Origin of the sequence: Clostridium sediminicola, assembly GCF_050402865.1 — a bacterium.
In the GTDB taxonomy this organism is placed as follows: Bacteria; Bacillota; Clostridia; order Clostridiales; family Clostridiaceae; genus Clostridium_AF; species Clostridium_AF sediminicola.
This window is the reverse complement of record NZ_BAABMF010000003.1, coordinates 35,468-57,230: the sequence shown is the minus strand read 5'-3', so window position 1 is coordinate 57,230 and position 21,763 is coordinate 35,468. Positions and strand designations below refer to the sequence as shown.

The window sequence follows — 21,763 nt, the reverse complement described above, 5'->3', positions numbered from 1 at the left end:
AAAGCTTCCATTAAAATGGAGGCTTTTTTAGTTACATATTATTAGTTTATTTGTTAATAATAGTTTTAGGAGGTGTATTAAATGCAACTACAACTTAGTCAAAAAGAAAAAATGTTTTTAGAAGATGCAAAGGTTCAAGAAGAGGTTTGTATACAAAAATATAATAATTATTCAGAGCAAGCTCAAGAACAAGAATTGAAACAATTATTTACACAACTAGCTGGCGAAGAGCATCATCATTACACCATGCTTGATGAAATGCTACAGGGAAAAGAACCCAATATGGAACATGGAAACCAACCTCAGCAAGCTTCAACTCAGAATAATTTCAACGGTGCAATGAATAATCAAAAAGATAAAGTTCTTTGTACAGACTTACTTGCTACAGAAAAGTACGTTTCAGGTACTTATGATATAGATATATTCGAGTCTGCTAATCCTACAGTTAGGCAGGCAATGCAACATATTCAACAAGATGAACAAAGACATGGCGAAGAACTTTTCAATTATATGAATAGTCATGGAATGTATAATGTAAAATAAAAATATTCAAAAAAGATAAGTTTGATATAAGAAATTGAACTTATCTTTTTAATAATTAAAACAAGGTGATGTTATGGATATAAATGCTATTTTTTTTGAAGCTGAAGAACTTGGAATTCTAGAATTGGTTTTAAGGACAACTATATTACATTTTATCTTATATGCTTCGGCAAAACTAATGGGATTTAGGCAACCAGGAATTACGACACCTTATAACTTTCTTATGGCTGCAGGCATAAGTCATATAGCTGCATCAAGAATGATAAATCCTCATGGTAGAGTAGTAGATGCTGCTGCTATTATTGCGGTATATACATTACTCAATTTAGTGATTTCATATATGTATTTTAAGTTGCCTACTATTGTTTCACAGAAGCCTATCATAATTGTAAAAAATGGAAAATTAATAAAAGAAAATTTATCAAAAGTTCAACTAACAATAGATAATTTGTTTTCTATTCTAAGACAAAATAATTCTCCCAATATTGATAAAGTAGAGTACTTAATTGCTGAAGCTACAGGCGACTATAGTGTGGCTATAGATAATAACAGCTTGCCAATAACTAAACAAGAAATGGGGATTGAAACACAACAAGATATTTTACCACAAATTCTTATATATGAGGGGAAAGTTGATAAAAAAATTCTTAAAGAGAATGGATTAAATCAGAATTGGATTGATAAAGAATTGAAATTAAGAGAAATAAATAACATGAATGATGTTTTCCTAGGAATTTTAACATCTGATAAAAAATTATTTATAAACTAGTAGGAGATGTTTAAATGACAGATATTTTTGGTGTTGTAGAAGACATTTCATTATTTGCATATGTTATAAGAACTTTAGTAGTGGGGATAATAGTTTTTGTGGTTGGAAGATTTATTTCAAAAAGGACTAAAAATCAACTTACTGCTTATGATTTTGTATTAGCTTGGATAATGGGAGCTTTAACTGTTGCCCCTTTATTAGATGGGACGATATCTTTTACTTACATTTTAGTTCCTTTAATTACTCTATTTGCATGGAATTACATATTTAATTTAATATCAAAGAAAAATAGAAATATATCATTATTCTTAAATGGAAAACCAGTAATATTGATTCATAATGGCAAAATTATAAGAAAGAATATGAAGAAACACTTTATAAATGTGGATCTTCTTATGAGTCAATTAAGACTTAAGAATATTTATGACATATCAGAAGTTAAATACACAGTATTGGAGCCAAATGGACATTTTAGTGTTATAAAAAAAGAAAAAAATAGACCTGTTACTCCAAAGGATTTAAACAAAAGTGTAAAAAAAGTAGAATTACCTTTAGTAATTATTAATGATGGTAAACTATTTGAAGAAAATTTACAAAAATTAGGAATAAATGAAGAGTGGCTTCTAGAAAACTTAAAACGATTCAACGTTAATGATATAAAGAGTGTTTATATTGCCACTATTGACAATGCTAAAAATCTATATGTTGCTAAGATACAATAAAGCAAATGATACAGCGATTGTGTTATATAACACAGTTGCTGTGATTTTTTTTGAAGAGTTTCTTAAAAATATAGATTTTTCAGGGTATTTTATTATATTTTATTTGGCACAAATGTTGCTTTATATAAATACAAATATAACTTTTGAAGGTGGTGGAGTGTATGAATAAAAGCTAGTAATTTTATTTGAAGAATTATCAGATGAATTAGATATAGTCTCATACTAGAAGATATGAATGAAAAGATTAAAAATAGAAAAAAGAGTCTTAATATATTAGATATTTATATTTGAAGATAAGACTTAAAAAAACTAGGAGGGAAAAATGAACAAGAGAAGAATAATTGCATTAACTTTAGGTTTGAGTATAATAATGCAACCGGTTTTGGGTAACAAAGTTTCTGCTCATAATGTTAATGGGACAAGTATTTTAAAGAATGGTACGAGAAATAGTATTGTTAGAGATGTACAAAACAGATTAAAAGAATTAGGTTATTTCAATGTTAAACCTACAGGTTATTTTGGCAATATAACTGAATCATCAGTAAAGAGATTTCAAAAAGATAATGGTAGTATAGTGGATGGTATAGTAGGACCTATTACATTAAAAAAAATGAATATCCAAAAGATAGCTAAAAAATCGAATAATATTGTAACATCAAATAGCAAGAATAAAATAAAATCTATTGCTAGAGGCTCTAAAGGGAAGAGTGTTTCACAAATTCAAAATAAGTTAAAAGATATGGGATATTTTAATGCAAATATAACTGGTTATTTCGGAAGAATCACAGAATCATCAGTAAAGAAATTTCAGAAAAATAATAAACTTAAAGTAGACGGAATTGTAGGAAAGAATACCTTGAACAAGTTAAAAGCTAGTAATAGTAAAGCATATGTTCCTTCAAGAGGAACAACTAATATAGGGAAGTCCGATTTAACTTGGTTTGGTTATATAACAAAGGTCATACCTCGAGGTACTGTTTATAAAATTTTTGATATTGATACAGGAAAAGAGTTTAATGTAAAAAGAACATATGGCACAAATCATGCGGACTCAGAAACATTAACAAAAAAAGACACTGAAATCATGAAATCAATATATGGAGGTACTTGGTCATGGAAGAGAAGAGCGATTATTGTTGAAGTTAATGGTATGAAATTCTCAGGTTCCATGGCAGGAATGCCCCATGGTTCTGATTTTATAGGTGGTAATAATATGAAAGGTCACTTTGATGTGCATTTTTTGCTTAGTAAAACGCATGGAACCAATAGAGTTGATCCTAATCACCAAAAGGCTGTAAAGAAGGCTAAGTCGTATTTGGAAAAACAATAATCTTGAGGAGGCCTCAATTGAAGCTGCATTATATCCAGAGAAAAATTTAGAAGTAAATATAGCTTATTAAAAAAATTTAAATAAATCAAAAACTAAAAAAATCATATTAAGGAGATGGTAATTAATGTGCTGTAGTGGAGGAAATTATAAACATGTAAGAAGAAATAAAAATGGAGGGACTGTAAGTGTAGATAGTAGAAGCGATAAGATTATGAGTGTTTTATCAATTTTAATACTAGTTGCTGTTGTAGCTGGAGTTTTTTATTTCTTCATGTAGTAGTTAGAGCTGACTTGGTTAGTCAGCTCTTTAACTTGTAATTATAAATACGAAAAGATAGTGTCTGAAAGGATACTATCTTTATTTTATTAGTGAATAAAGGGTTATAAATACAATTGGATTAAATGCTACAGAAATTGTGTTATATGATACAGCTAAACAAAAAAACTAAAGAGATTAGCGAAAATGAGTTGGATTTATCTAAGTTATATGAATTTTGATTTTTGGCATAGTTTTTGCTTATATGTATTGTAAAAACCATAAGGAGGAAAATATAATGAAAAATTTTAACGATTATAAAGAAGTTGGAGTAAATGAAAATTCTAAAGGAAATGAAAATAAGATGAATCACAAGAAACATGGAGTACTAATGATGCTATGTTGTTTATTACCTATATTATTAATTATGGGATTACCTTTATTCGGTTTTAAAGGAGTATCTTTTTCATATTTGATATTCTTATTATGTCCTCTCATGCATGTTGGAATGATGCTATTTATGTTTAAATCAAAAGAAAGGTAATTAATATGGTGAAACGAGGAGGTTGTTGTGGAGGTCATAGGAGACATAATATAGACGAATCTGAAAATAATAAAAAAGGGAAGATTTATTAAGAGAGATAAACCACTAATTTAAACAACTCCAAAACACATTGATACCTATGAATAGGTCAATAATAAAAGGTGTTAATTTAAACACGAAAGAGGTGTAATGATGGCTGTTAAAACAGAAGTACTCAATATTAGAGGTATGACATGTGCTTCTTGTGCAGCAAATATTGAAAAATTTTTAGGGAAGCGCCAAGGGGTTAGCAAAATAAATGTTAACTTAGCAACGGAAAAAGCAAGTGTAACATACAATGCTAATTTAGTTAGAATCTCAGATATAAAAGAAACTATTCTAAAGTCAGGATATAAGCCATTAGAGATTGAATATGGAGAAAAAGTTGATGAGGAAAAAGACAGAAGAAATAAAGAAATAAAAACACTTTGGAGAAAATTTGTTTTATCCAAAGTGTTTTCGGTTCCCCTATTGTATATCGCAATGGGGCATATGTTAAATCTATATTTACCAAAGATAATAAGTCCAGAATTCTATCCTCTAAATTTTGCTCTTATACAGCTAGCATTAACAATACCAGTTGTTATAGCAGGTAATAAATTTTATTCTGTAGGATTTAAAGCTTTATTTAGAAAAAATCCCAATATGGATTCACTTATTGCAATCGGAACTAGTGCAGCAATTCTATATGGGTTATATGCTGTGAAAGAAATAGCCTCTGGTAATGTTGAATTTGCTAAAGATTTATATTTTGAGACTGCAGGAGTTATAATTACCCTAATTCTTTTAGGAAAATATTTAGAAGCAGTGTCCAAAGGTAATACATCTGTAGATGAGTCAATGTTAACAGGTGAAAGTTTACCTGTTGAAAAGAGTAAAGGATCTAATGTAACAGGAGCAAGCTTAAATAAGAATGGAATGATAAAATTTAAAGCCACTAGAGTTGGAAAGGATATAGCTTTAGCTCAAATAATAGAGTTAGTAGAACGAGCTCAAGGCTCAAAGGCACCAATTGCTAAAATGGCAGATGTTATATCCGGTTATTATGTTCCTATAGTAATAGGAGTTGCTTTATTAGCAACACCAACTGCTATTATGGTTGGTACAGGGAAAGGTGCAGAATATGGTGTTTTAATTAAAGGGGGAGTTTCTTTGGAAACAGCCCATAAAATTAAAACTATTGTTTTTGACAAAACAGGAACTATTACAGAAGGAAAACCTGTTGTTACAGACGTTGTTAATGTAAAAGATTTTGAAAAAGAAAAAATATTACAATTAGCTGCATCTGCAGAAAAAGGATCAGAACATCCATTAGGTGAAGCTATTGTTTTAGCTGCGGAAGAAAAAAAACTTAGTTTCATGAAAATAGAAAAATTCAGTGCAGTTCCTGGGCATGGAATAGAAGTTGTAATTAATAAAAAGAACATACTTCTAGGAAATAGAAGATTTATGGATTTAAAAAATATAAATATTTCATTACAAGAGGAATCGGATAGATTGGCAAATAAAGGAAAGACACTAATATTTATAGCCATAGATAATATGCTAGCAGGAATAATAGCTGTAGCTGATGTAACTAAAAGAAATAGTATGGCAGCAATAGAGAAACTTCATGGTATGGGTATAAAGGTTGCTATGATCACAGGTGATAATAGAAGAACTGCTGAAGCAATAGCAAAACAAGTAGGAATTGATATAGTTCTTGCTGAGGTTTTACCAGAAGATAAAGCTAATGAAGTTAAAAAACTTCAAGAAGGTGGAGATATAGTTGCAATGGTTGGTGATGGTATAAATGCTGCACCTGCATTAGCTACTGCAGGTATTCCATTGGCGGCAGGAATTTTCTATATATTTGGAGGACCTAGATTAAATCCTATGTTTGCAGCAGCAGCTATGTCATTCAGTTCAGTATCAGTACTATTGAATGCTCTTAGGTTAAAAGGGTTTAAACCTGTTATAAAAGTTTAATGCTTTAATATAATAAGAATTTACAAAATAAAAACAATTTAGGAGGAATTAATATGAAAAAATACTTACTTATTGCAGTGTTTGGAATGGCTTTATTAGCATCTTCAAAGCCAGTATATGCAGCAAATCACATTTCTAAAATAGCAACTACAAAAGGTGGAAGACATGTAGCACGATGTGCTCAAAAAATGGATAAAGGGGTATCTCTGTGTGTTCAATTGACACAATGTATAAAAGAAATGTAATATTGCTTAATATCAGTTAAATGAAAAACTAATGAATGAACCTTCTATGTAAATGGGAGGTTCATTTTTGATAAAAATTACTTTGAATTGTGGGTTATGAGAGTAAATTATTTGAACTTGAATAAAAAGTCATATTTCTACCACAATTCATTTATATAATATTTTTAAAGTTAATCAAAAGGAGAAGATAGAAATTAACATACTAAGGAGATTTAAAAGTATTTTTGAAGCAAAAGCAAACACAATATTAAGTGAAATTGAAAACCCTCAGGAAGCTTTGGAACTTTCCTTAGCTGAAATGAAGGAAAAAGTAAGTCAGGTTAAGAAAGCATTATTAGAAGTTACAACGATTAAGAAAAAAATCGAAAAAGAAGCTGAAGTAATTGAAGATAAAATAAAACTATTACAAAAGCAAGCTGAATTATCTTTGGAAGAAGAAAGAGAAGATTTAGCGCAAGGGGCGTTAGAAAAGAAAGAGATACTGATTCAACAAAAAGATAGAAAAAGATTAGAAATTGAAGAGTTACAGGAAAAAATAATGGTTATAAATGAAAATAAAGAAAAATTAGAAATTAGTATTAATGATTTCAAGATTAAAAAAGAAGAGTTGATTGCTATTGATAAAGCAGCAGATGCACAAATGGTAGCAAAAGAAATCTTAACTGGTATTTCTAAAGATTTTAATGATATAACTGAGAGGATTGAGAGAGCAGAGACTAAAATAAAAGAAAAAAATGCTAGGTTAGCTGCAATGGACGAGCTTATAGAAATAAGTGAATTAGATAACTTAGATAGTATGAATACTTTAGAAATTGAATTAAAAAACATCCAAAGAAGAGAAAAAATCAAGAATGAATTGAAAGCTTTAAAAGAAAAATCTAAAAAGGAGGTAAATTAATAATGGGTTGTGGAGGTGGATTTCATAATTTATTTAGGATTTTAGATGATTATGGAAGTAATAGGAATTATTACTATGAATATAATACACCTAATGACATAAATGAAAAACTCATGCTATTAAAACATATGTATGAAGATGGTTTAATCAATGATAGGGAGTATGAAAAGTATAGTGAATATATCTATACCAGAAGAATCTCATTTGATGAATTAGTAAATATTAAAATAAATAAATCCTAAAGTTCTTCAAAGAATAATACTAAAGCTGCTTATTCAGAATATGAAGAAACAAGTAGTAGAAACAAAAACTATAATAATAAATACAATATAAAAATAAAGAAATTAAAAGAATCTAAAGAAAAGATTATAAATTTAACTTCTAAAATTGTAAATAGTATAGAAGAATTGGAAAAAGAAAAAGCAAAAATGGAAAGTATGGCTGAAGTAATGTTAAAATCAAATGAAGAAACAGCTGAAAGATATATAATAAAAAAGCTGGATTTAGAGGAAAATATCCAAAATATAAATAGACGAAAAAAAGAGCTTCAAAATCAATTAGAAGAAATTGAGCGAAGTATAAAAGAATTAGAAGCAAAGGATTTAGAATTAGAAGCACAAAAGTTACAAGAAGAAATGTCAAAATTTAAATTATAAAACAACTTAGGAGGATAAAAATGAAAAATAAAATCATACCTATTTTAGGAGCAGCGGTAATTACAGTTGGAACAATTGGTGGAGTTGTATTTGCTACTAATACAAACAATGCAACTAAAAGTAAAAACAAACAATCAATAAATAGAATTAGCAATGTAAATGATATTCAAACTTTTGAAGATAGAGAAAACAATGATGAGCTTTTAAAAACAGTAGTCAGTATGGGAGAATTAGACAAAAAAGAAATGGATAAACATACCAATTATTTGAATAATGTTTACGAAGATATGGTAAACATGATGACTGAAGGCAATTTTGATGATATGGTAACATACATGGAAGACGGTAACTATGAAGCTATGGATGATTACATGAATAATATATCAGACGAGGACTATCAAGGGATGATTGATTCTATGAAGGAATACGGATATGGTAATATGGCAGAGATGATGGAATCTATAGATAGAGAGGAAATGATAGAAATGCATAACTCAATGGGGAGTATGCATGGTGGAACTTTCAATAATGGATTTAACATGATGAATGGTTTTGGATCAGATAGATTAGATTAAAATCTTAAGCAAACTAATAGTAGGGCTGTATACAATTTTGTATATAGCCCTACTATTTCTATAAAGGCTTTGCAGTTCCTGCATTAATTATGTTAAATGACACGATTTGGAAGTGTTGAAACAGAAAATAATTAAACCGACATAAATAAAACAAGGGGGTTAAAACAATCATGGTGTTATAAATTATTGGCATGACTTTTGCTGACTTTATGGAGTGTTACTTATTCAGCATTACTCAATAATTTTAAGGCTATTAATTTGGTAATGTATAAGGTTAATGGTAATAAGATTAAAAATTGTATCACAGGAATTATACCTATATTTGTACTTGGAAGTAAAGGCATGTTATTAGAATAAGACCATCTACCAGTATAGAGGGCACTTATTTCAAAATAAAAGCTTAAGAATAAAGAATACAAAATTATAATTATATACTCTTTTAACTGCCATTTATTTATTATCCAATTGAAGCTTTTGTTGGTTAATGAGAGTAATAAATATAATATGATAGTTGTCATAATATCACCAAATATGGCGCTCCACATTAGTGGAGAAGTTAAAACTGTTGTATCCATTCCGTAGAAAATTGTACAAGCCCAATACTCCCATATAGAATGAAAGATGAAAGATATAATTGTAATGATGATTAGTTTTTTTAATAACTTATTCATTTTAAACATCCTTTGTCAATTCTATTTTCCAAATTGGATAAACTATATATATTTTATAGTTTCCGACTAAACTATAGATTTATACAAAAAAAGAAGTTACACATTAGATTATTTAATGTAATTAAATTTTCAGTATAATTTAATACTTTTGGTTCGAAGTTATTGTTGCCATCATAGTAATACACTCTTTCTATATATTATTTTGAGAGTATTATGGTTATATATTGATAAAAATATTCTTTCATTTAAGTGGGTATATCTAGGAATAAATTCATGGAAGAGATTTTTGTGATATGCCTCAGTAAATGTAGGTTTCACACACTAAATAATTTATTATGAAAATAAACTCGAAAAACATTAAGATATTAATGTATTTAAATAAGGAGAAAAATTGTTATGCAAATTGCAATAAAAGAACTAAATGCTACAGTAAATGTGTTATATGATACAGCTAAACCAAAAAGTAAAAAAGTTTACTGAAAATAAGTAGGATTTAACTAGGCTATATGAGGTCTTTATTTTTGGCATAGCTATTGCTAATAAGTATTTTAACAAACCATAAGGAGGAAAATATATTGAAAAATTTTAACGATTATAAAAAAGTTGGAGTAAATGAAAATTCTAAAGGAAATAAAAATAAGATGAATCACAAGAAATATGGATTGTTTATTATGTCTGCTTATACATGTTGGAATGATGCTATTTAAGTTTAAATCAAAAAAAGGTAATTAAAATGGAAAAGAATAATTTGGAGGTCATTATGATGAAAAAATCAAAACTTAAAAATCAAAAGAAAAAGTGGATATTGTTCGGAACAAGTGCAGTGGTTATAGTCATCATTGCTGTACTAACATTGGCTACAGGTAACAACTCAGAACCTACAGCTGTGGAAACCAATGCTACAGGACAACTGGTTATCAACAAAGCAGATATAACCAAAACAGCTTCCTTCTATCCTTATGAGTCTAATGGTACTTATATGGAAATCATTGCTGTAAGAGCTAATGATGATACCGTAAGAACAGCCTTAAATACTTGTCAGGTATGTTATAACTCTGGTAGAGGCTACTATGAACAATTAGGTGATAAACTTATCTGTAATAATTGTGGTAATCAATTCACTATCGACCAGATTGAACGTATTAAAGGCGGATGTAACCCTGTGCCAATTCTTGATGAAATGAAAACGGAGGATATAGAGACAATTACTATTGATCCCGAATACCTTGTAGCTTTTGAACCACTTTTTACTAATTGGAAGAGATAATGATGGAAACTAAACTATATGTTGAGGGAATGACGTGCTCTCATTGTGAAAACAAAATTATAAAAAATCTTCTTTTAATAGAAGGTGTTATTTCCGCAAAAGCCATAGCATCCCAAAATCGGGTATCTTTGGTATATGATCATTCAATGGTAACGATTGAAGAAATCATACAAATCATTGAAAATACAGGGTATTCAGTTGTAAATAACAAAAGCAATCCCTTTTTGTCTAGTCTTGCTATGGTATTTTTTCTGTTGTTGGTTGCCATTGTCGTATTGAAATACGGCAATAGTATATCATATGATTTCTTACCTAATATCAGGCAAAATATGGGCTACGGTACACTCTTACTAATGGGGTTACTTACTTCCGTTCATTGTATAGCAATGTGTGGTGGTATCAACATTAGTCAATGCAATAAATATGAAGAGACCAGTACTTCTTTTCCTAGCCTCCTATATAATCTTGGTAGAGTAACTTCCTATACAATTATTGGTGGCATCATAGGTGGCATAGGCACTGTCCTAAGTTTCGCTGGTCAAACAAGAGGTTATGTAACTATCTTTGTCAGCGCAATTATGATGTTAATGGCTGTAAAAATGTTAAAGATTTTTCAAGTACAGTTGCCGAAATTCAAACTACCAAAAGCTTTTCGAAAATTACTACTTAAACTGTCTGCAAAGGGACCTTTCTTTGTAGGTTTTGCTAATGGCTTTATGCCATGCGGACCACTTCAGTCCATGCAGCTTTATGCTCTTGGAACCGGTAGTATTATAAGAGGTGCACTATCCATGTTCTATTTTAGTATAGGAACTTTCCCCCTGATGTTTGGTCTTGGGTTTGTCAGCACACTGCTTAATCACAAATTTTCAAAAAATATCATGAAATATAGTGGTTTACTGATTTTTATTTTAAGCCTTACCATGTTCACAAGAGGTGCTGCTTTAGCTGGTATTATTTTACCATTTCAAAACAATGGAAATGTCGTTGAATCTCAGGTTACAGATAATCAACTTCAGGAGGTGGTCATACATTTAAGCTCTAACAGTTATGAACCCATCCGAGTAAAAAAGAATATCCCTGTTAGGTTTATCATTAACGCCAAACAAGAGGATTTAAATGGATGTAATAATCCTGTGACAATTCCTTCAATGAATATAGAGAAGACCCTAAACCCAGGTAAAAATGAAATTATATTTACACCGAATGAAACAGGCAAAATTGCCTATACCTGCTGGATGGGTATGATCACTAGTTACATTGAAGTTTTTGAAGACAGATAATACTTAAAGTGCGAAGGGGCAGTAGATAAAGTTTTTTACATAAATTATCTACTGTCCCGATTTCTATTTTTTATTTTTCATGAAAAAATAATTTTAATTTGAGAGTTTTGCGAGTCAATTATTTAAATTTCAATAAAAAATCATATTTCTAACTCAATTCATTTAGAAACTATTAGTTTATTCAGATATAAGGTAAATGGCAATAAGATTAAAAATTTTATATTTAAACATATTATATAAATATTATACTGATATCTATAATATTATGGTTAAAATTGATAAATACTATTAGAGGTGGTTTAGACATGGAGCATAAGAATTTTAATAGGTATTGTTGAGTAAGGGAGTCAAATTCTACTGGGTCAGTAGAAAAGCAAATTCTATGTCCTGTTTGCAAGGGAAGAGCAGAAGTTATAAAAACCATAACAGTGAAACATTTTGTTCTTAATAAGCGTATAGTCCAGTTATAGAAAGCACCATAAAAAAGCACTAAACATAGAAGAATGAGTATAGTTTACTGAGAGTAGAATTGTGAAGAATTCATTTTTTTTTTTTATGTATTCTTCACAATTTTTAGTTATTAAGAAATAACATAAAGATACCAATTTTTAGAGAGTAGGTATAAAATGAAAACTATTTTGAAAAATAAGAACTTCATATTTATTGTAAGTAGTATATTAATAATTACAATAATCCATTACACCATAGTTGGAACAAAATTTGATGTTCATGATTTCTATAGAAGATTATATTACATACCTATCATATGGGCAGCATTTAAATTTAGATTTAAAGGTGGAGTGATTGCAGCGTACATTGTATCAATGTTATATGCGCCTCACTTATTAGAATACTTTGGTGAGATTAATATAGAAGTTGTCAATCAGTTTTTTGAAATCGGAATGTTTTTAATTGTTGGGACTATAACAGGGTATATAGTAGAGTCTGATTATAAAAAGAAAAATATGTTAGAAAATCAAATAAAAAAGCTTACAGAGCTAGAAAATTATACTCAATCAATATTAGATAGTATTACTAATGTATTTATTGCATTTGATAAGAATTTAAAGGTGCAGGCTATTAACTCTGAAGGGGAAAAGATTTTAAATTTAGACAAAGCTAATACTAATAAAGAATTAAATTCTTTTTTTGTGGATCATGAGTATGTTGAATCAATTCTTATGGATACACTTAAGTATAACAAAAGAATATTAAATATTGAAACTAAGTGTATTTCTAAAGATGGGACTATTGTTTATGTTAAACTTTTTGCATATCCGATGAGAAGTAGTCCCAAAAATATTAATGGAGTAGTAATTGTACTTGAAGATATATCAAAGATTAGAAAATTGGAAAATCAAGTTAGAAGAGCTGAAAAGTTATCTGCTGCTGGGGAATTAGCTTCCGGGGTTGCACACGAGATAAGAAATCCACTAGGAATTATCAAAACAATTACTCAAACTATAAATGAAGATACAGAGGATGAAGAAGTAAAAGAAGCATTAGATATTGTAATCCAAGAAGTGGATAGAGCTAATGCAGTAATCAGAAGTTTATTGGATTTTGCTAAACCTAATGTTTATAAGAGGAAAATGGATTATCTTGATAAGTTACTTAATGATATTCGTTTAATAACTAATAAATATGCCCAGAAGAATAATGTTGATATAAATTATGAATCTGAAAAAAGTATAAGATTATATATGGATTCAGAAGCATTAAAACAAGCATTTGTTAATATTATATTTAACTCAGTACAGGCAATGCCCAATGGAGGAAATTTGAATATTAATATTTTTGATGAAGAGAATTGGGCAAAAGTATCTTTTGTAGATAATGGCATAGGAATTTCTAAAGAAAAAATCGAGAAGATATTTGAACCTTTTTATACGACAAAAGATACAGGTACAGGACTTGGATTAGCAATAACTCATAGGATAATAGAAGAGCATAAGGGTTATATAGAAATAGATAGTGAAGTTGGAAAAGGAACAAAGTTAGATGTTTATCTTCCGATGATTTCTATGGAAGGAGAAAATAATGAATAAAAAAATATTAATTGCTGATGATGAAAAGAACATGGTTTGGGCAATAAAAAAGGCATTAAAGAATGAACAATATACAATTATCACAGCAGCTAATGGTGAAGAGGCTGTAGAAAAAGTCAAATCAGAGGAACCAAATCTCGTATTATTAGATTTAAGAATGCCAAAAAAAGATGGAATGACAGCTTTAAAAGAAATTAAAGACATAAATCAAAACATACCAGTTATTATGATTACTGCTCATGGAACAATGGAATCTGCTATCGAAGCTATGAAAATTGGTGCTTTGGATTATATTTCTAAACCATTTGATGTTGAAGAATTAAAAATTTATATTAGAAAAGCTCTTGATATAGAAGGAATGAAAAAAAAGATAGAATATTTAACTGAGGAATTGAAAAACAATACTGGAAAAGTAATTATAGGGGATAGTCCTAAAATGAAAGAAGTATTACAAATCGTAGATAGAGTAGCAAAAAGTAATGCAAGTATTTTGATTACAGGTGAGAGTGGAACAGGTAAAGAACTGATTGCTAATGCAGTTCATTATAATAGTGATAGGAGTGAAAATCCTTATATAAAAGTTAATTGTGGTGTTATTCCAGAAAACTTAATAGAAAGTGAACTTTTTGGTCATGAAAAAGGAGCCTTTACTGGTGCTATTAGTAAAAAGCTTGGAAAGTTTGAGAGGGCAGATGGAGGAACAATACTTCTTGATGAAGTAGGTGAGCTTAGTTTAGCTACTCAAGTAAAACTTTTAAGAGTTCTACAGGAAAAAGAAATTGAAAGAGTTGGCGGATCAGAAGTTTTAAAAATTGATGTGCGAGTTCTTGCTGCTACCAATAGAAATTTAGAAAAAATGATTGAGGAAGGAACTTTTAGAGAAGATCTATATTATAGATTAAATGTAATTCCTTTAGAGTTGCCGCCTTTAAGAGAAAGAAAAGATGATATACCATTTTTAGTCCAGTATTTTATAGCTAAATATTGCAAAGAAATGGGTAGGGATTTAATTGAACTAAATGAAGAAGCTATGCATATTCTTATTCAGTATACATGGAAAGGCAATATTAGAGAACTGGAAAATGTTATTGAAAGGCTTGTAATTTTATCAAAAGGCAGTTGCATAATGAAAGAAGATCTTCCAAAGGATATGTATTTAAAAGAAGTAGAGAGTCAAGACTTTATACTTACTGACGACGGAATAAATTTAGAAGAAGTTGAAAAAAGTTTAATAACGCAAGCTTTAGTTAAAACAGATAATAATAGAACTAAAGCAGCAAAATTGTTAGGAATTACTAGACATACACTTCTTTATAGAATGGAAAAGTATAATATAAAATAAGTTAAATAAAGTGATTTCTAAGAAAGAATCTTTCTTAGAAATAACTTTATTTATGATAGTCATATTTGTGCCATATTTTAAGTTCATAATAATAGTAACAAATAGTTAAGGAGGCGTTAATATGATGATATTCATTTGGTTAGCAGTAGGTTTTCTAGTATATTCTTTGGTTACAAACAATGACTCAAAAAATTTGTACAGGTCAGATAGCAAATCTCCTGAAGATATTTTACGTGAACGATTTGTAAAAGGTGAGATTGACGAAGAGACTTATAAAAAAATGATGCAAACTTTAAAACGATAGGAGGTAAAAAGATATGATGTGGAATAGAGGATTTTATGGAAATGGTGGTTGTTTTGGATACGGAAATTTTGGTGTTTGGCATTACTTAATGATGGGAGGTGTTATACTTTTAATTGTGGCATTATTTATATGGGCATTGAGTAAAAAGAAATCATCCACTAGTAATCAGGCTCTATATTTACTTAATATTAAATATGCACAAGGAGAGGTATCAGAAGAAGAATATTTAAATAGAAAAAGAGTTTTAAATAGAAAGTAGGTGTTTTTTTGAAAGTATTTGTTCGAATTATAACTGGTATGGGTATCATTCTAATTGCTACTGGAATTTTTGGAGTAATAACAAAAAATAATGATAGTAGTAAAAAAATTTATAACGGTGAAAGAAGTATATCGAATACTAATAATAAAGCCTATAGAAATGGAAATACTTATAGAGGAATGATGAGTGGAGAATTTAGAAGTAATTATTATAATGAAGTTGATTATGATGGAGAAAAACTCACACTTAAGGATTTGGAAGAAAATATTAATCGATATGTTTCTCAATATAATACTAAACTTAAAATCAGTGATGTTTTTGTATATGAAAATAGTGACTATTATTACTCAATTATTGAAGAGAAAACAGGTAGAGGTGCTATGGAATTACTAGTTAATCCTTATACAGGCGTGGTTTATCCAGAATTTGGACCTAATATGATGTGGAACTTAAAATATGGTATGCATTATAATAGTGGTAGAGGTATGATGGGTCATGGAGGTATGAGGAGAGGCAACTATAATTACGGATACTATAATAATGATTTTGATGAAAATAATGACATAACTAAAGAAGATGCCTATACTATAGGTAATAAGTATGTTGATAAAATTTTTGAAAATATAACTATTTCAAAAGATAGTCATGAGTTCTATGGTTATTACACATTCCATCTTGAAAAGGATGGAGTTACAGTAGGGATGTTAAGCGTAAATGGATTTACTGGAGATGTGTGGTATCATGATTGGCATGGAGAATTAAAAGAGATTTTAAACGAACATTAACTGTGAACTGTGGACTAAATTGATGTATGAGGTGAAAAGGATGGAGTTTAATGTATTAGTAGTTGAAGATCAAAAAGACATAAGTAGTATAGTTATTAAATATCTTCAAAATGAAGGTTATAATTCCACTTTAGCGCAAAATGGTTTTGAAGCTCTAGAAGCATTTAATAAAAAATCCTTTCACCTCGTTTTGCTTGACATAATGATGCCTGGAATTGATGGATTTGAAGTATTAAGTGAAATAAGAAAGATATCAGATATACCTGTAATTATGTTAACTGCAAAAGGAGAAGAGATGGATAGGTTAAAAGGTTTTGACATTGGCGCAGATGATTATGTTATAAAACCTTTTAGTCCAAGAGAATTAATGCGTAGGGTTAAAGTTATTTTTAGAAGATTATATAATGAAAATAGTGAAATAATATTGCAGGTTGAGGGATTAAAATTATATGTAAAAAGTATGAGATTTTTCAAATATGATGAGGAAATCACTATAACATCTACAGAATTTCATTTGTTACACACATTCATGAAAAATAAAGGGATGGTGTTAACAAGAGAACAACTAATTTATTTGTCATTTGGAAATGAATATGAGGGAATTGATCGTAATATTGATAGTTATATAAAAAGAATAAGACAAAAGATTGAAGATAATCCGAAGAAACCTACTTTACTTGTTACCAAATATGGAGCTGGGTATGTCTTTGGAGGTGAGAAAAATTGACAATAAGGAAAGTATGGCTATATGTTATTATCCTAGTTGTAATTATATCTGTTGGAGTTAATGCTACTATATTAACTTCATTGACAGATAGATATTTTAAAGATTACATGACAGAAAGTTATAAAGACCATATATCTCAGATTGTTCAATACACTGAAAAAGCTTTGAATGAAAAAGATATATCTTATAATCAAATGATGATAGAGTTGGAAACTCATTTAGTAGATCCTATAATCCGAATTAGGGTATATAATCCTGAGGGAGAATTACTTATGGATGTAGATGATGATAATTATATGGGTGACATGATGATGCATGGGAAAATGATGAGAGAGATGATGAACTCCTTCCAGAATGAAGTAGAACAATATACAGTAAAAAGTGGAAACGAAATAGTTGGGATATTAAATATTACAAAATATAGTTCAGCTGAGAACTCTTTTGTTGCCCGTATGTTTAAGTCATCACTTTTGATGAATAGTTTACTTGCTGCACTAGTTGCAATAATACTTTCTATAATAATTGGTTATTTTGTAAGTAAAAAAATGAGTATGGCATTAAAAGATACTGCTGATATGGCACAGGATATTCAGTTTGGCTGTGGAAATAGACCTAAGGGAACTACTATTACGGAAATTAATACAATAAGAGAAAGTTTAGAATCCTTAAATACACGTCTTAAACTAAAACAAAAAAGTAGGAAAGCTCTTATTGATGAATTAGTACATCAATCTAGAACCCCATTAACTGTATTGAAGACTCATTTAGAAGCAATTGAAGATGGGATTGTTGAAATGAATGATGAAGAAATTAGAATATGTCAAAATCAGATAAGTAATATTTCTTCAATTATTTCAAATATGAGCGGCATGATTGATGCTGCTAGTGATATTGATGAGTTAAGGATTGAATCTTTTGAATTAAATCAACTAATAATACAAATCACTTCTGGATTAAAAGCACAATTTAATAAAAAAAATATAAATTTAGAAGTGACTTCTAATAAAAAAATAATTATGGAAACTGATAAATATAAATTAAGTCAAGTAATATATAATATATTAACCAATGCTTATAAATACACTAATAATGGTGGTAGTGTAGAAGTTAATTATAAATTAAATAATGAAATGATGACAATAATAATTAGAGATACTGGAATAGGCATTGATAAAAAGGATATTGAAAAAATATTTAATGCTTATTATAGAAGTAATTTAGTTAAGAACACAACTGGAGAAGGTATTGGATTATATATTGTGAAAAAGAATTTAGAAAGAATTAATGCTACAATAATAGTAGAATCTAAAAAAAATATTGGTAGTAATTTTGTTATTAGAGTACCAATCAAATTGTAGAAAATAAAATGGAATGTATTGAGAGTATTTAATGTGACTTAATTCTTATAATGAAGTATAATAATTTTACAACATTACAAGAATAAAGGTGATAAATATGTTATTTAATGAAGTTTTTAATAAATCAAATTTTGATGAAGTGTATAGATGTTTAATTGATAATTATGATGATGTTAAACCATCTGCAATGGAAAAAATAAAAAAAGGGTATGAGGATGTTAGTGGCTTGATACCTTCTGATAATAAAGAAGAAATGACTATACTAATAAGAGCATTTGAAGAAGAAGGGGAGAAAAGCTATGATGTTTCAGGCGTTGAAATAGGGAAAGAAGAGTTGTATAGTCTTGTTTTTGATGAATGGGAAAATTGGCTTGGATATAAAATAGATAATAAAAATTTAGAAGATATGACATATTCAGAAATTACAGCCCATTGTTTTTGGGAAATGACTTTTAATGGATGGACAATAGAGGAACGAAAAAATACAATCAATGAAATGTGTATGGGTGAAGAAATAAAAGAGTTATCAGAGGATTTAAAAAAAGAAAATAAAATGATATCAGATAAATTTTTATATGAAATCTTAGAAAAGTATAAAAATGCGAAAACTGATAGTCTAAAAACAGATATAGAAATAGAGATAGAGGAATTAATAGATGCAAAATTGGTTACTGAAAAACAGGTACAAGAAATAAAGGACAATTTTGACGATGAGGATGTATTGTCTGCAGTGGAGAGATTTTAAATGAATAGATATGTGATTGTATGCTTATTTAAAAATGAAGTTAAAGAATTTCATAGCAAGTTAGTGGGGGAAGTATGTAATAAATTCAATGTAAGGCCGCAAAAATTAGGAGCACATTTTACGATAAAAGCACCTTTTGAAATAGAAGATATATCTAATATAGAGGATTTAACTTTTTCATTTTGTAGAAAAATATCTAGTGAAAAAATTATACTAAAAGGATATGGCCATTTTAGAGATAATGTGATTTTTATGGATGTAAAACCTTCTTTAGAAGCCAGATTAATTAATGATAGATACATTGAAGAACTAAAAAAGATTAACAATTTGACTTGGCAAAACAATGAATTAAAAAATAAAAATTATCATTGTACTATAGTATCAAGGAGAATAAGTACAAAATTTATCGGAATTTGGGAATATGTTAGTAAACAAGACTATTGTTTTGAAACAAAATTTGATAATATAACCATTATGAGATGGAATGATAATGGCTGGAAAATTTATAGAGAATTCGATCTATAATTATAATTTTGTTAAAGCATAGTAATCCATTATGGTTTAATAAAAGCATTTTTATTACATGATTTTTTATTAAATTCTTCAATAATATTTTGGGGTAATTTATATATTTATCTTAGTATATATTTTTATGATAACTAATATAACAAAAAATAATAATGTAAGAGTTGTTATTTTTTGTTATATTATGTTTTTAGAAAAATCATTGGATTTTTTCATTTAACTCAGGCAAATATTTTTCGATTAGAATTCCTTCTTTTGTAGGTAAATTAGCTTTATAACTTTCTTTTATTACCTTAGATAGAAAATCAGAACTAATAATAATAGCTTCTTTAAAGTTAATACCTCTTAAAATACAACCTATAAGAATAGAGGTGAATGCATCTCCGGTACCTGGAAAGCTAATAGGGATTTTTTTGATTCTTTTATTGTAAAATTCATTGCTGATTTTATTATACAAAACTATATTTGTGTAGTTATTGTTGTTATCTGGAACTGAGGTTATTACTACATATTTTGGACCTAACTCCGATAGAGCAATTGTCCATTTTTTTATTTCTTCCAATGAAATATCTTTATTGTATTCCTTGTTTAGTAGAAAAGCCGCTTCTGTATAATTTGGTGTGATTATATCAGCTAACTTTATATAATTTTTCATGTTTTCTAACAATTTTTCATTTATAGTTCTATAAAGGTTACCTGAATCGCCCATTACAGGATCTATAACTATTAAAGTATTGTCATTTTTTATATGATTTATATAATGAGATATTGCATCTATTTGTTTGGATGAAGAGAGAAATCCACTATATAAACAATTAAATTCTAAATTTAAGTTCTTCCATTGTTCGAAATATTCCTTTAAAGTTTCTGTTAAGTCCACAAAACTCACATTTTCGAACCCTGTATGAGAAGAAAGAACTGATGTAGGTACAGGACATACTTGTACACCCATGGAAGATAAAATTGGGGTGACGATACCTAAAGAAGCTCTTCCGTAACCACATGAAGCGTGTATAGCTGCAACTTTTTTGATTTTTTCACTAGTGATTCTCATAAAATCCTCTTTTCATATTAAAACCCTCTTGAATTTTTGCATTAATGCTTCTAGGAACAAGATTTTTAATGATTTTAGAAATTGGTATAGTAATTATAATTCCAATACTTGTGGAAATAACTGATGTTGATGTATGAGCGAATGAGACTGCAACACTTTGATATATGAATATCCCGGCTAAAAAATATCCAACCAAAGAAATTAGTCCCCCTGCAATAAAAGCAATCACATTTTTTAATAAATTATTACCATTGCTATCATTGGAAAAAGCAATCAAGCCAACAAAATATCCAGTCAGTCCTTTTATAATAAATGTAAATGGTGCCCAATATGCAAAGGCAGGATCCATAATATCAAATAAACTCATTCCAATTGCAGCGGCAATACCTGCGTCTTTTCCAACGATTATTGCAAGTATAAATATGGCAGTGGTTCCTAAATGTATCATACTGTTAAAGCCTCCAATTGAAATTGGAATATGAATCCAAGTACATACAAAACAAATAGCTGCCATTAATCCAATAATAACAAGTCTAAAAACATTAAAATTTTTTTTCATAATAAAACTCCTTTTCAAATATAATCTAAGTTTTGGTGATACTGTAATTATATTCTTATAAATGAAAAAGTCAATTGTATGGGTACAATGATAGAAAAGGATTTAATTTAAGATACCTATAGAAATTCGATATAATTAAAAAAGAAAAAAGCACCAGCATAAAGCCGGTACTCTTAGCTAAAGTATATGTGAAGTTATTTAAATTATTGACAAAATATTTTAGTTTTATACTTTTATTATTTCATAAAAATAAAATATTTTGAATTTATGAGTAAATTAAAAATAAGAGTT

Annotated in this window: 27 protein-coding genes; 24 read left to right on the top strand and 3 right to left on the bottom strand. The window is 28.6% G+C overall.

The window, feature by feature from the left end; translation table 11 throughout:
• Positions 1 to 81 precede the first annotated feature (81 nt).
• The 12 genes from ACQ3F0_RS07005 to ACQ3F0_RS06950 all read left to right on the top strand — a co-directional run bounded on the left by ACQ3F0_RS07005 (position 82) and on the right by ACQ3F0_RS06950 (position 8,545).
• Complete coding sequence (locus ACQ3F0_RS07005) at positions 82 to 543, top strand: spore coat protein (RefSeq protein WP_428864439.1); 462 nt, start codon at positions 82 to 84, stop codon at positions 541 to 543.
• A 73-nt stretch (positions 544 to 616) separates the two neighbouring features.
• Positions 617 to 1,312 carry a DUF421 domain-containing protein gene (locus ACQ3F0_RS07000; protein WP_428864438.1) on the top strand — a complete coding sequence of 232 codons (696 nt, stop codon included), beginning with the start codon at positions 617 to 619 and terminating at the stop codon, positions 1,310 to 1,312.
• Between the two features lie 14 nt (positions 1,313 to 1,326).
• Positions 1,327 to 2,034, top strand: a complete 708-nt coding sequence (locus tag ACQ3F0_RS06995) for a YetF domain-containing protein (RefSeq protein ID WP_428864437.1) — start codon at positions 1,327 to 1,329, stop codon at positions 2,032 to 2,034.
• 322 nt (positions 2,035 to 2,356) lie between these two features.
• A complete protein-coding gene (locus tag ACQ3F0_RS06990) occupies positions 2,357 to 3,364 on the top strand; it encodes a peptidoglycan-binding domain-containing protein (RefSeq protein WP_428864436.1) in 1,008 nt (335 codons plus the stop codon).
• Between the two features lie 124 nt (positions 3,365 to 3,488).
• Complete coding sequence (locus ACQ3F0_RS06985; RefSeq protein ID WP_428864435.1) at positions 3,489 to 3,641, top strand: hypothetical protein; 153 nt, start codon at positions 3,489 to 3,491, stop codon at positions 3,639 to 3,641.
• 277 nt (positions 3,642 to 3,918) lie between these two features.
• Positions 3,919 to 4,164, top strand: a complete 246-nt coding sequence (locus ACQ3F0_RS06980) for a hypothetical protein (protein WP_428864434.1) — start codon at positions 3,919 to 3,921, stop codon at positions 4,162 to 4,164.
• A 192-nt stretch (positions 4,165 to 4,356) separates the two neighbouring features.
• Positions 4,357 to 6,171, top strand: coding sequence for a heavy metal translocating P-type ATPase (locus tag ACQ3F0_RS06975; protein WP_428864433.1), 1,815 nt, complete (start codon positions 4,357 to 4,359; stop codon positions 6,169 to 6,171).
• A gap of 53 nt (positions 6,172 to 6,224) precedes the next feature.
• Positions 6,225 to 6,416: a hypothetical protein gene (locus ACQ3F0_RS06970; RefSeq protein ID WP_428864432.1), complete on the top strand. Its 192-nt coding sequence runs from the start codon at positions 6,225 to 6,227 to the stop codon at positions 6,414 to 6,416.
• Between the two features lie 121 nt (positions 6,417 to 6,537).
• Entirely contained in the window at positions 6,538 to 7,314 is a 777-nt protein-coding gene (locus ACQ3F0_RS06965) for a PspA/IM30 family protein (protein ID WP_428864874.1), read from the top strand.
• Between the two features lie 2 nt (positions 7,315 to 7,316).
• Positions 7,317 to 7,556: a hypothetical protein gene (locus tag ACQ3F0_RS06960; protein WP_428864431.1), complete on the top strand. Its 240-nt coding sequence runs from the start codon at positions 7,317 to 7,319 to the stop codon at positions 7,554 to 7,556.
• Positions 7,557 to 7,721: 165 nt separating this feature from the next.
• Positions 7,722 to 7,970 carry a hypothetical protein gene (locus tag ACQ3F0_RS06955; protein WP_428864430.1) on the top strand — a complete coding sequence of 83 codons (249 nt, stop codon included), beginning with the start codon at positions 7,722 to 7,724 and terminating at the stop codon, positions 7,968 to 7,970.
• A 20-nt stretch (positions 7,971 to 7,990) separates the two neighbouring features.
• Positions 7,991 to 8,545 carry a hypothetical protein gene (locus tag ACQ3F0_RS06950; protein ID WP_428864429.1) on the top strand — a complete coding sequence of 185 codons (555 nt, stop codon included), beginning with the start codon at positions 7,991 to 7,993 and terminating at the stop codon, positions 8,543 to 8,545.
• Positions 8,546 to 8,766: 221 nt separating this feature from the next.
• On the opposite strand, the gene ACQ3F0_RS06945 is transcribed toward ACQ3F0_RS06950, so the two are convergent.
• Positions 8,767 to 9,216, bottom strand: coding sequence for a hypothetical protein (locus ACQ3F0_RS06945; RefSeq protein ID WP_428864428.1), 450 nt, complete (start codon positions 9,214 to 9,216; stop codon positions 8,767 to 8,769).
• 575 nt (positions 9,217 to 9,791) lie between these two features.
• Here ACQ3F0_RS06945 and ACQ3F0_RS06940 point away from each other — a divergent pair.
• From ACQ3F0_RS06940 to ACQ3F0_RS06885, 12 genes are all read left to right on the top strand, one after another.
• Entirely contained in the window at positions 9,792 to 9,923 is a 132-nt protein-coding gene (locus tag ACQ3F0_RS06940) for a hypothetical protein (protein WP_428864427.1), read from the top strand.
• Positions 9,924 to 9,964: 41 nt separating this feature from the next.
• Positions 9,965 to 10,483, top strand: a complete 519-nt coding sequence (locus tag ACQ3F0_RS06935; RefSeq protein ID WP_428864426.1) for a Fe-S-containing protein — start codon at positions 9,965 to 9,967, stop codon at positions 10,481 to 10,483.
• 2 nt (positions 10,484 to 10,485) lie between these two features.
• Positions 10,486 to 11,766: an urease accessory protein UreH domain-containing protein gene (locus ACQ3F0_RS06930; protein WP_428864425.1), complete on the top strand. Its 1,281-nt coding sequence runs from the start codon at positions 10,486 to 10,488 to the stop codon at positions 11,764 to 11,766.
• A gap of 626 nt (positions 11,767 to 12,392) precedes the next feature.
• Positions 12,393 to 13,814, top strand: a complete 1,422-nt coding sequence (locus ACQ3F0_RS06925; RefSeq protein ID WP_428864424.1) for an ATP-binding protein — start codon at positions 12,393 to 12,395, stop codon at positions 13,812 to 13,814.
• The gene (locus ACQ3F0_RS06920) at positions 13,807 to 15,156 is read left to right on the top strand and encodes a sigma-54-dependent transcriptional regulator (RefSeq protein WP_428864423.1); all 1,350 of its coding nucleotides are present in this window, start codon (positions 13,807 to 13,809) and stop codon (positions 15,154 to 15,156) included. Before ACQ3F0_RS06925 ends, ACQ3F0_RS06920 begins: the two co-directional genes overlap by 8 nt.
• 121 nt (positions 15,157 to 15,277) lie before the next feature.
• Positions 15,278 to 15,460, top strand: coding sequence for an SHOCT domain-containing protein (locus ACQ3F0_RS06915; RefSeq protein WP_428864422.1), 183 nt, complete (start codon positions 15,278 to 15,280; stop codon positions 15,458 to 15,460).
• Between the two features lie 13 nt (positions 15,461 to 15,473).
• On the top strand, positions 15,474 to 15,719 hold the full coding sequence (locus ACQ3F0_RS06910; protein WP_428864421.1) for an SHOCT domain-containing protein: 246 nt from the start codon (positions 15,474 to 15,476) through the stop codon (positions 15,717 to 15,719).
• 8 nt (positions 15,720 to 15,727) lie between these two features.
• The gene (locus ACQ3F0_RS06905; RefSeq protein ID WP_428864420.1) at positions 15,728 to 16,504 is read left to right on the top strand and encodes a hypothetical protein; all 777 of its coding nucleotides are present in this window, start codon (positions 15,728 to 15,730) and stop codon (positions 16,502 to 16,504) included.
• A gap of 40 nt (positions 16,505 to 16,544) precedes the next feature.
• Positions 16,545 to 17,231, top strand: a complete 687-nt coding sequence (locus ACQ3F0_RS06900; RefSeq protein WP_428864419.1) for a response regulator transcription factor — start codon at positions 16,545 to 16,547, stop codon at positions 17,229 to 17,231.
• The gene (locus tag ACQ3F0_RS06895; protein ID WP_428864418.1) at positions 17,228 to 18,589 is read left to right on the top strand and encodes a sensor histidine kinase; all 1,362 of its coding nucleotides are present in this window, start codon (positions 17,228 to 17,230) and stop codon (positions 18,587 to 18,589) included. Before ACQ3F0_RS06900 ends, ACQ3F0_RS06895 begins: the two co-directional genes overlap by 4 nt.
• A 97-nt stretch (positions 18,590 to 18,686) precedes the next feature.
• Complete coding sequence (locus ACQ3F0_RS06890; protein ID WP_428864417.1) at positions 18,687 to 19,334, top strand: DUF6557 family protein; 648 nt, start codon at positions 18,687 to 18,689, stop codon at positions 19,332 to 19,334.
• Positions 19,335 to 19,859: a 2'-5' RNA ligase family protein gene (locus ACQ3F0_RS06885; RefSeq protein ID WP_428864416.1), complete on the top strand. Its 525-nt coding sequence runs from the start codon at positions 19,335 to 19,337 to the stop codon at positions 19,857 to 19,859.
• Between the two features lie 199 nt (positions 19,860 to 20,058).
• On the opposite strand, the gene ACQ3F0_RS06880 is transcribed toward ACQ3F0_RS06885, so the two are convergent.
• Entirely contained in the window at positions 20,059 to 20,913 is an 855-nt protein-coding gene (locus ACQ3F0_RS06880) for a pyridoxamine kinase (RefSeq protein ID WP_428864415.1), read from the bottom strand.
• Positions 20,900 to 21,472 carry an ECF transporter S component gene (locus ACQ3F0_RS06875; protein ID WP_428864414.1) on the bottom strand — a complete coding sequence of 191 codons (573 nt, stop codon included), beginning with the start codon at positions 21,470 to 21,472 and terminating at the stop codon, positions 20,900 to 20,902. The genes ACQ3F0_RS06880 and ACQ3F0_RS06875 overlap by 14 nt, the downstream gene beginning before the upstream one ends.
• Positions 21,473 to 21,763: the final 291 nt, after the last annotated feature.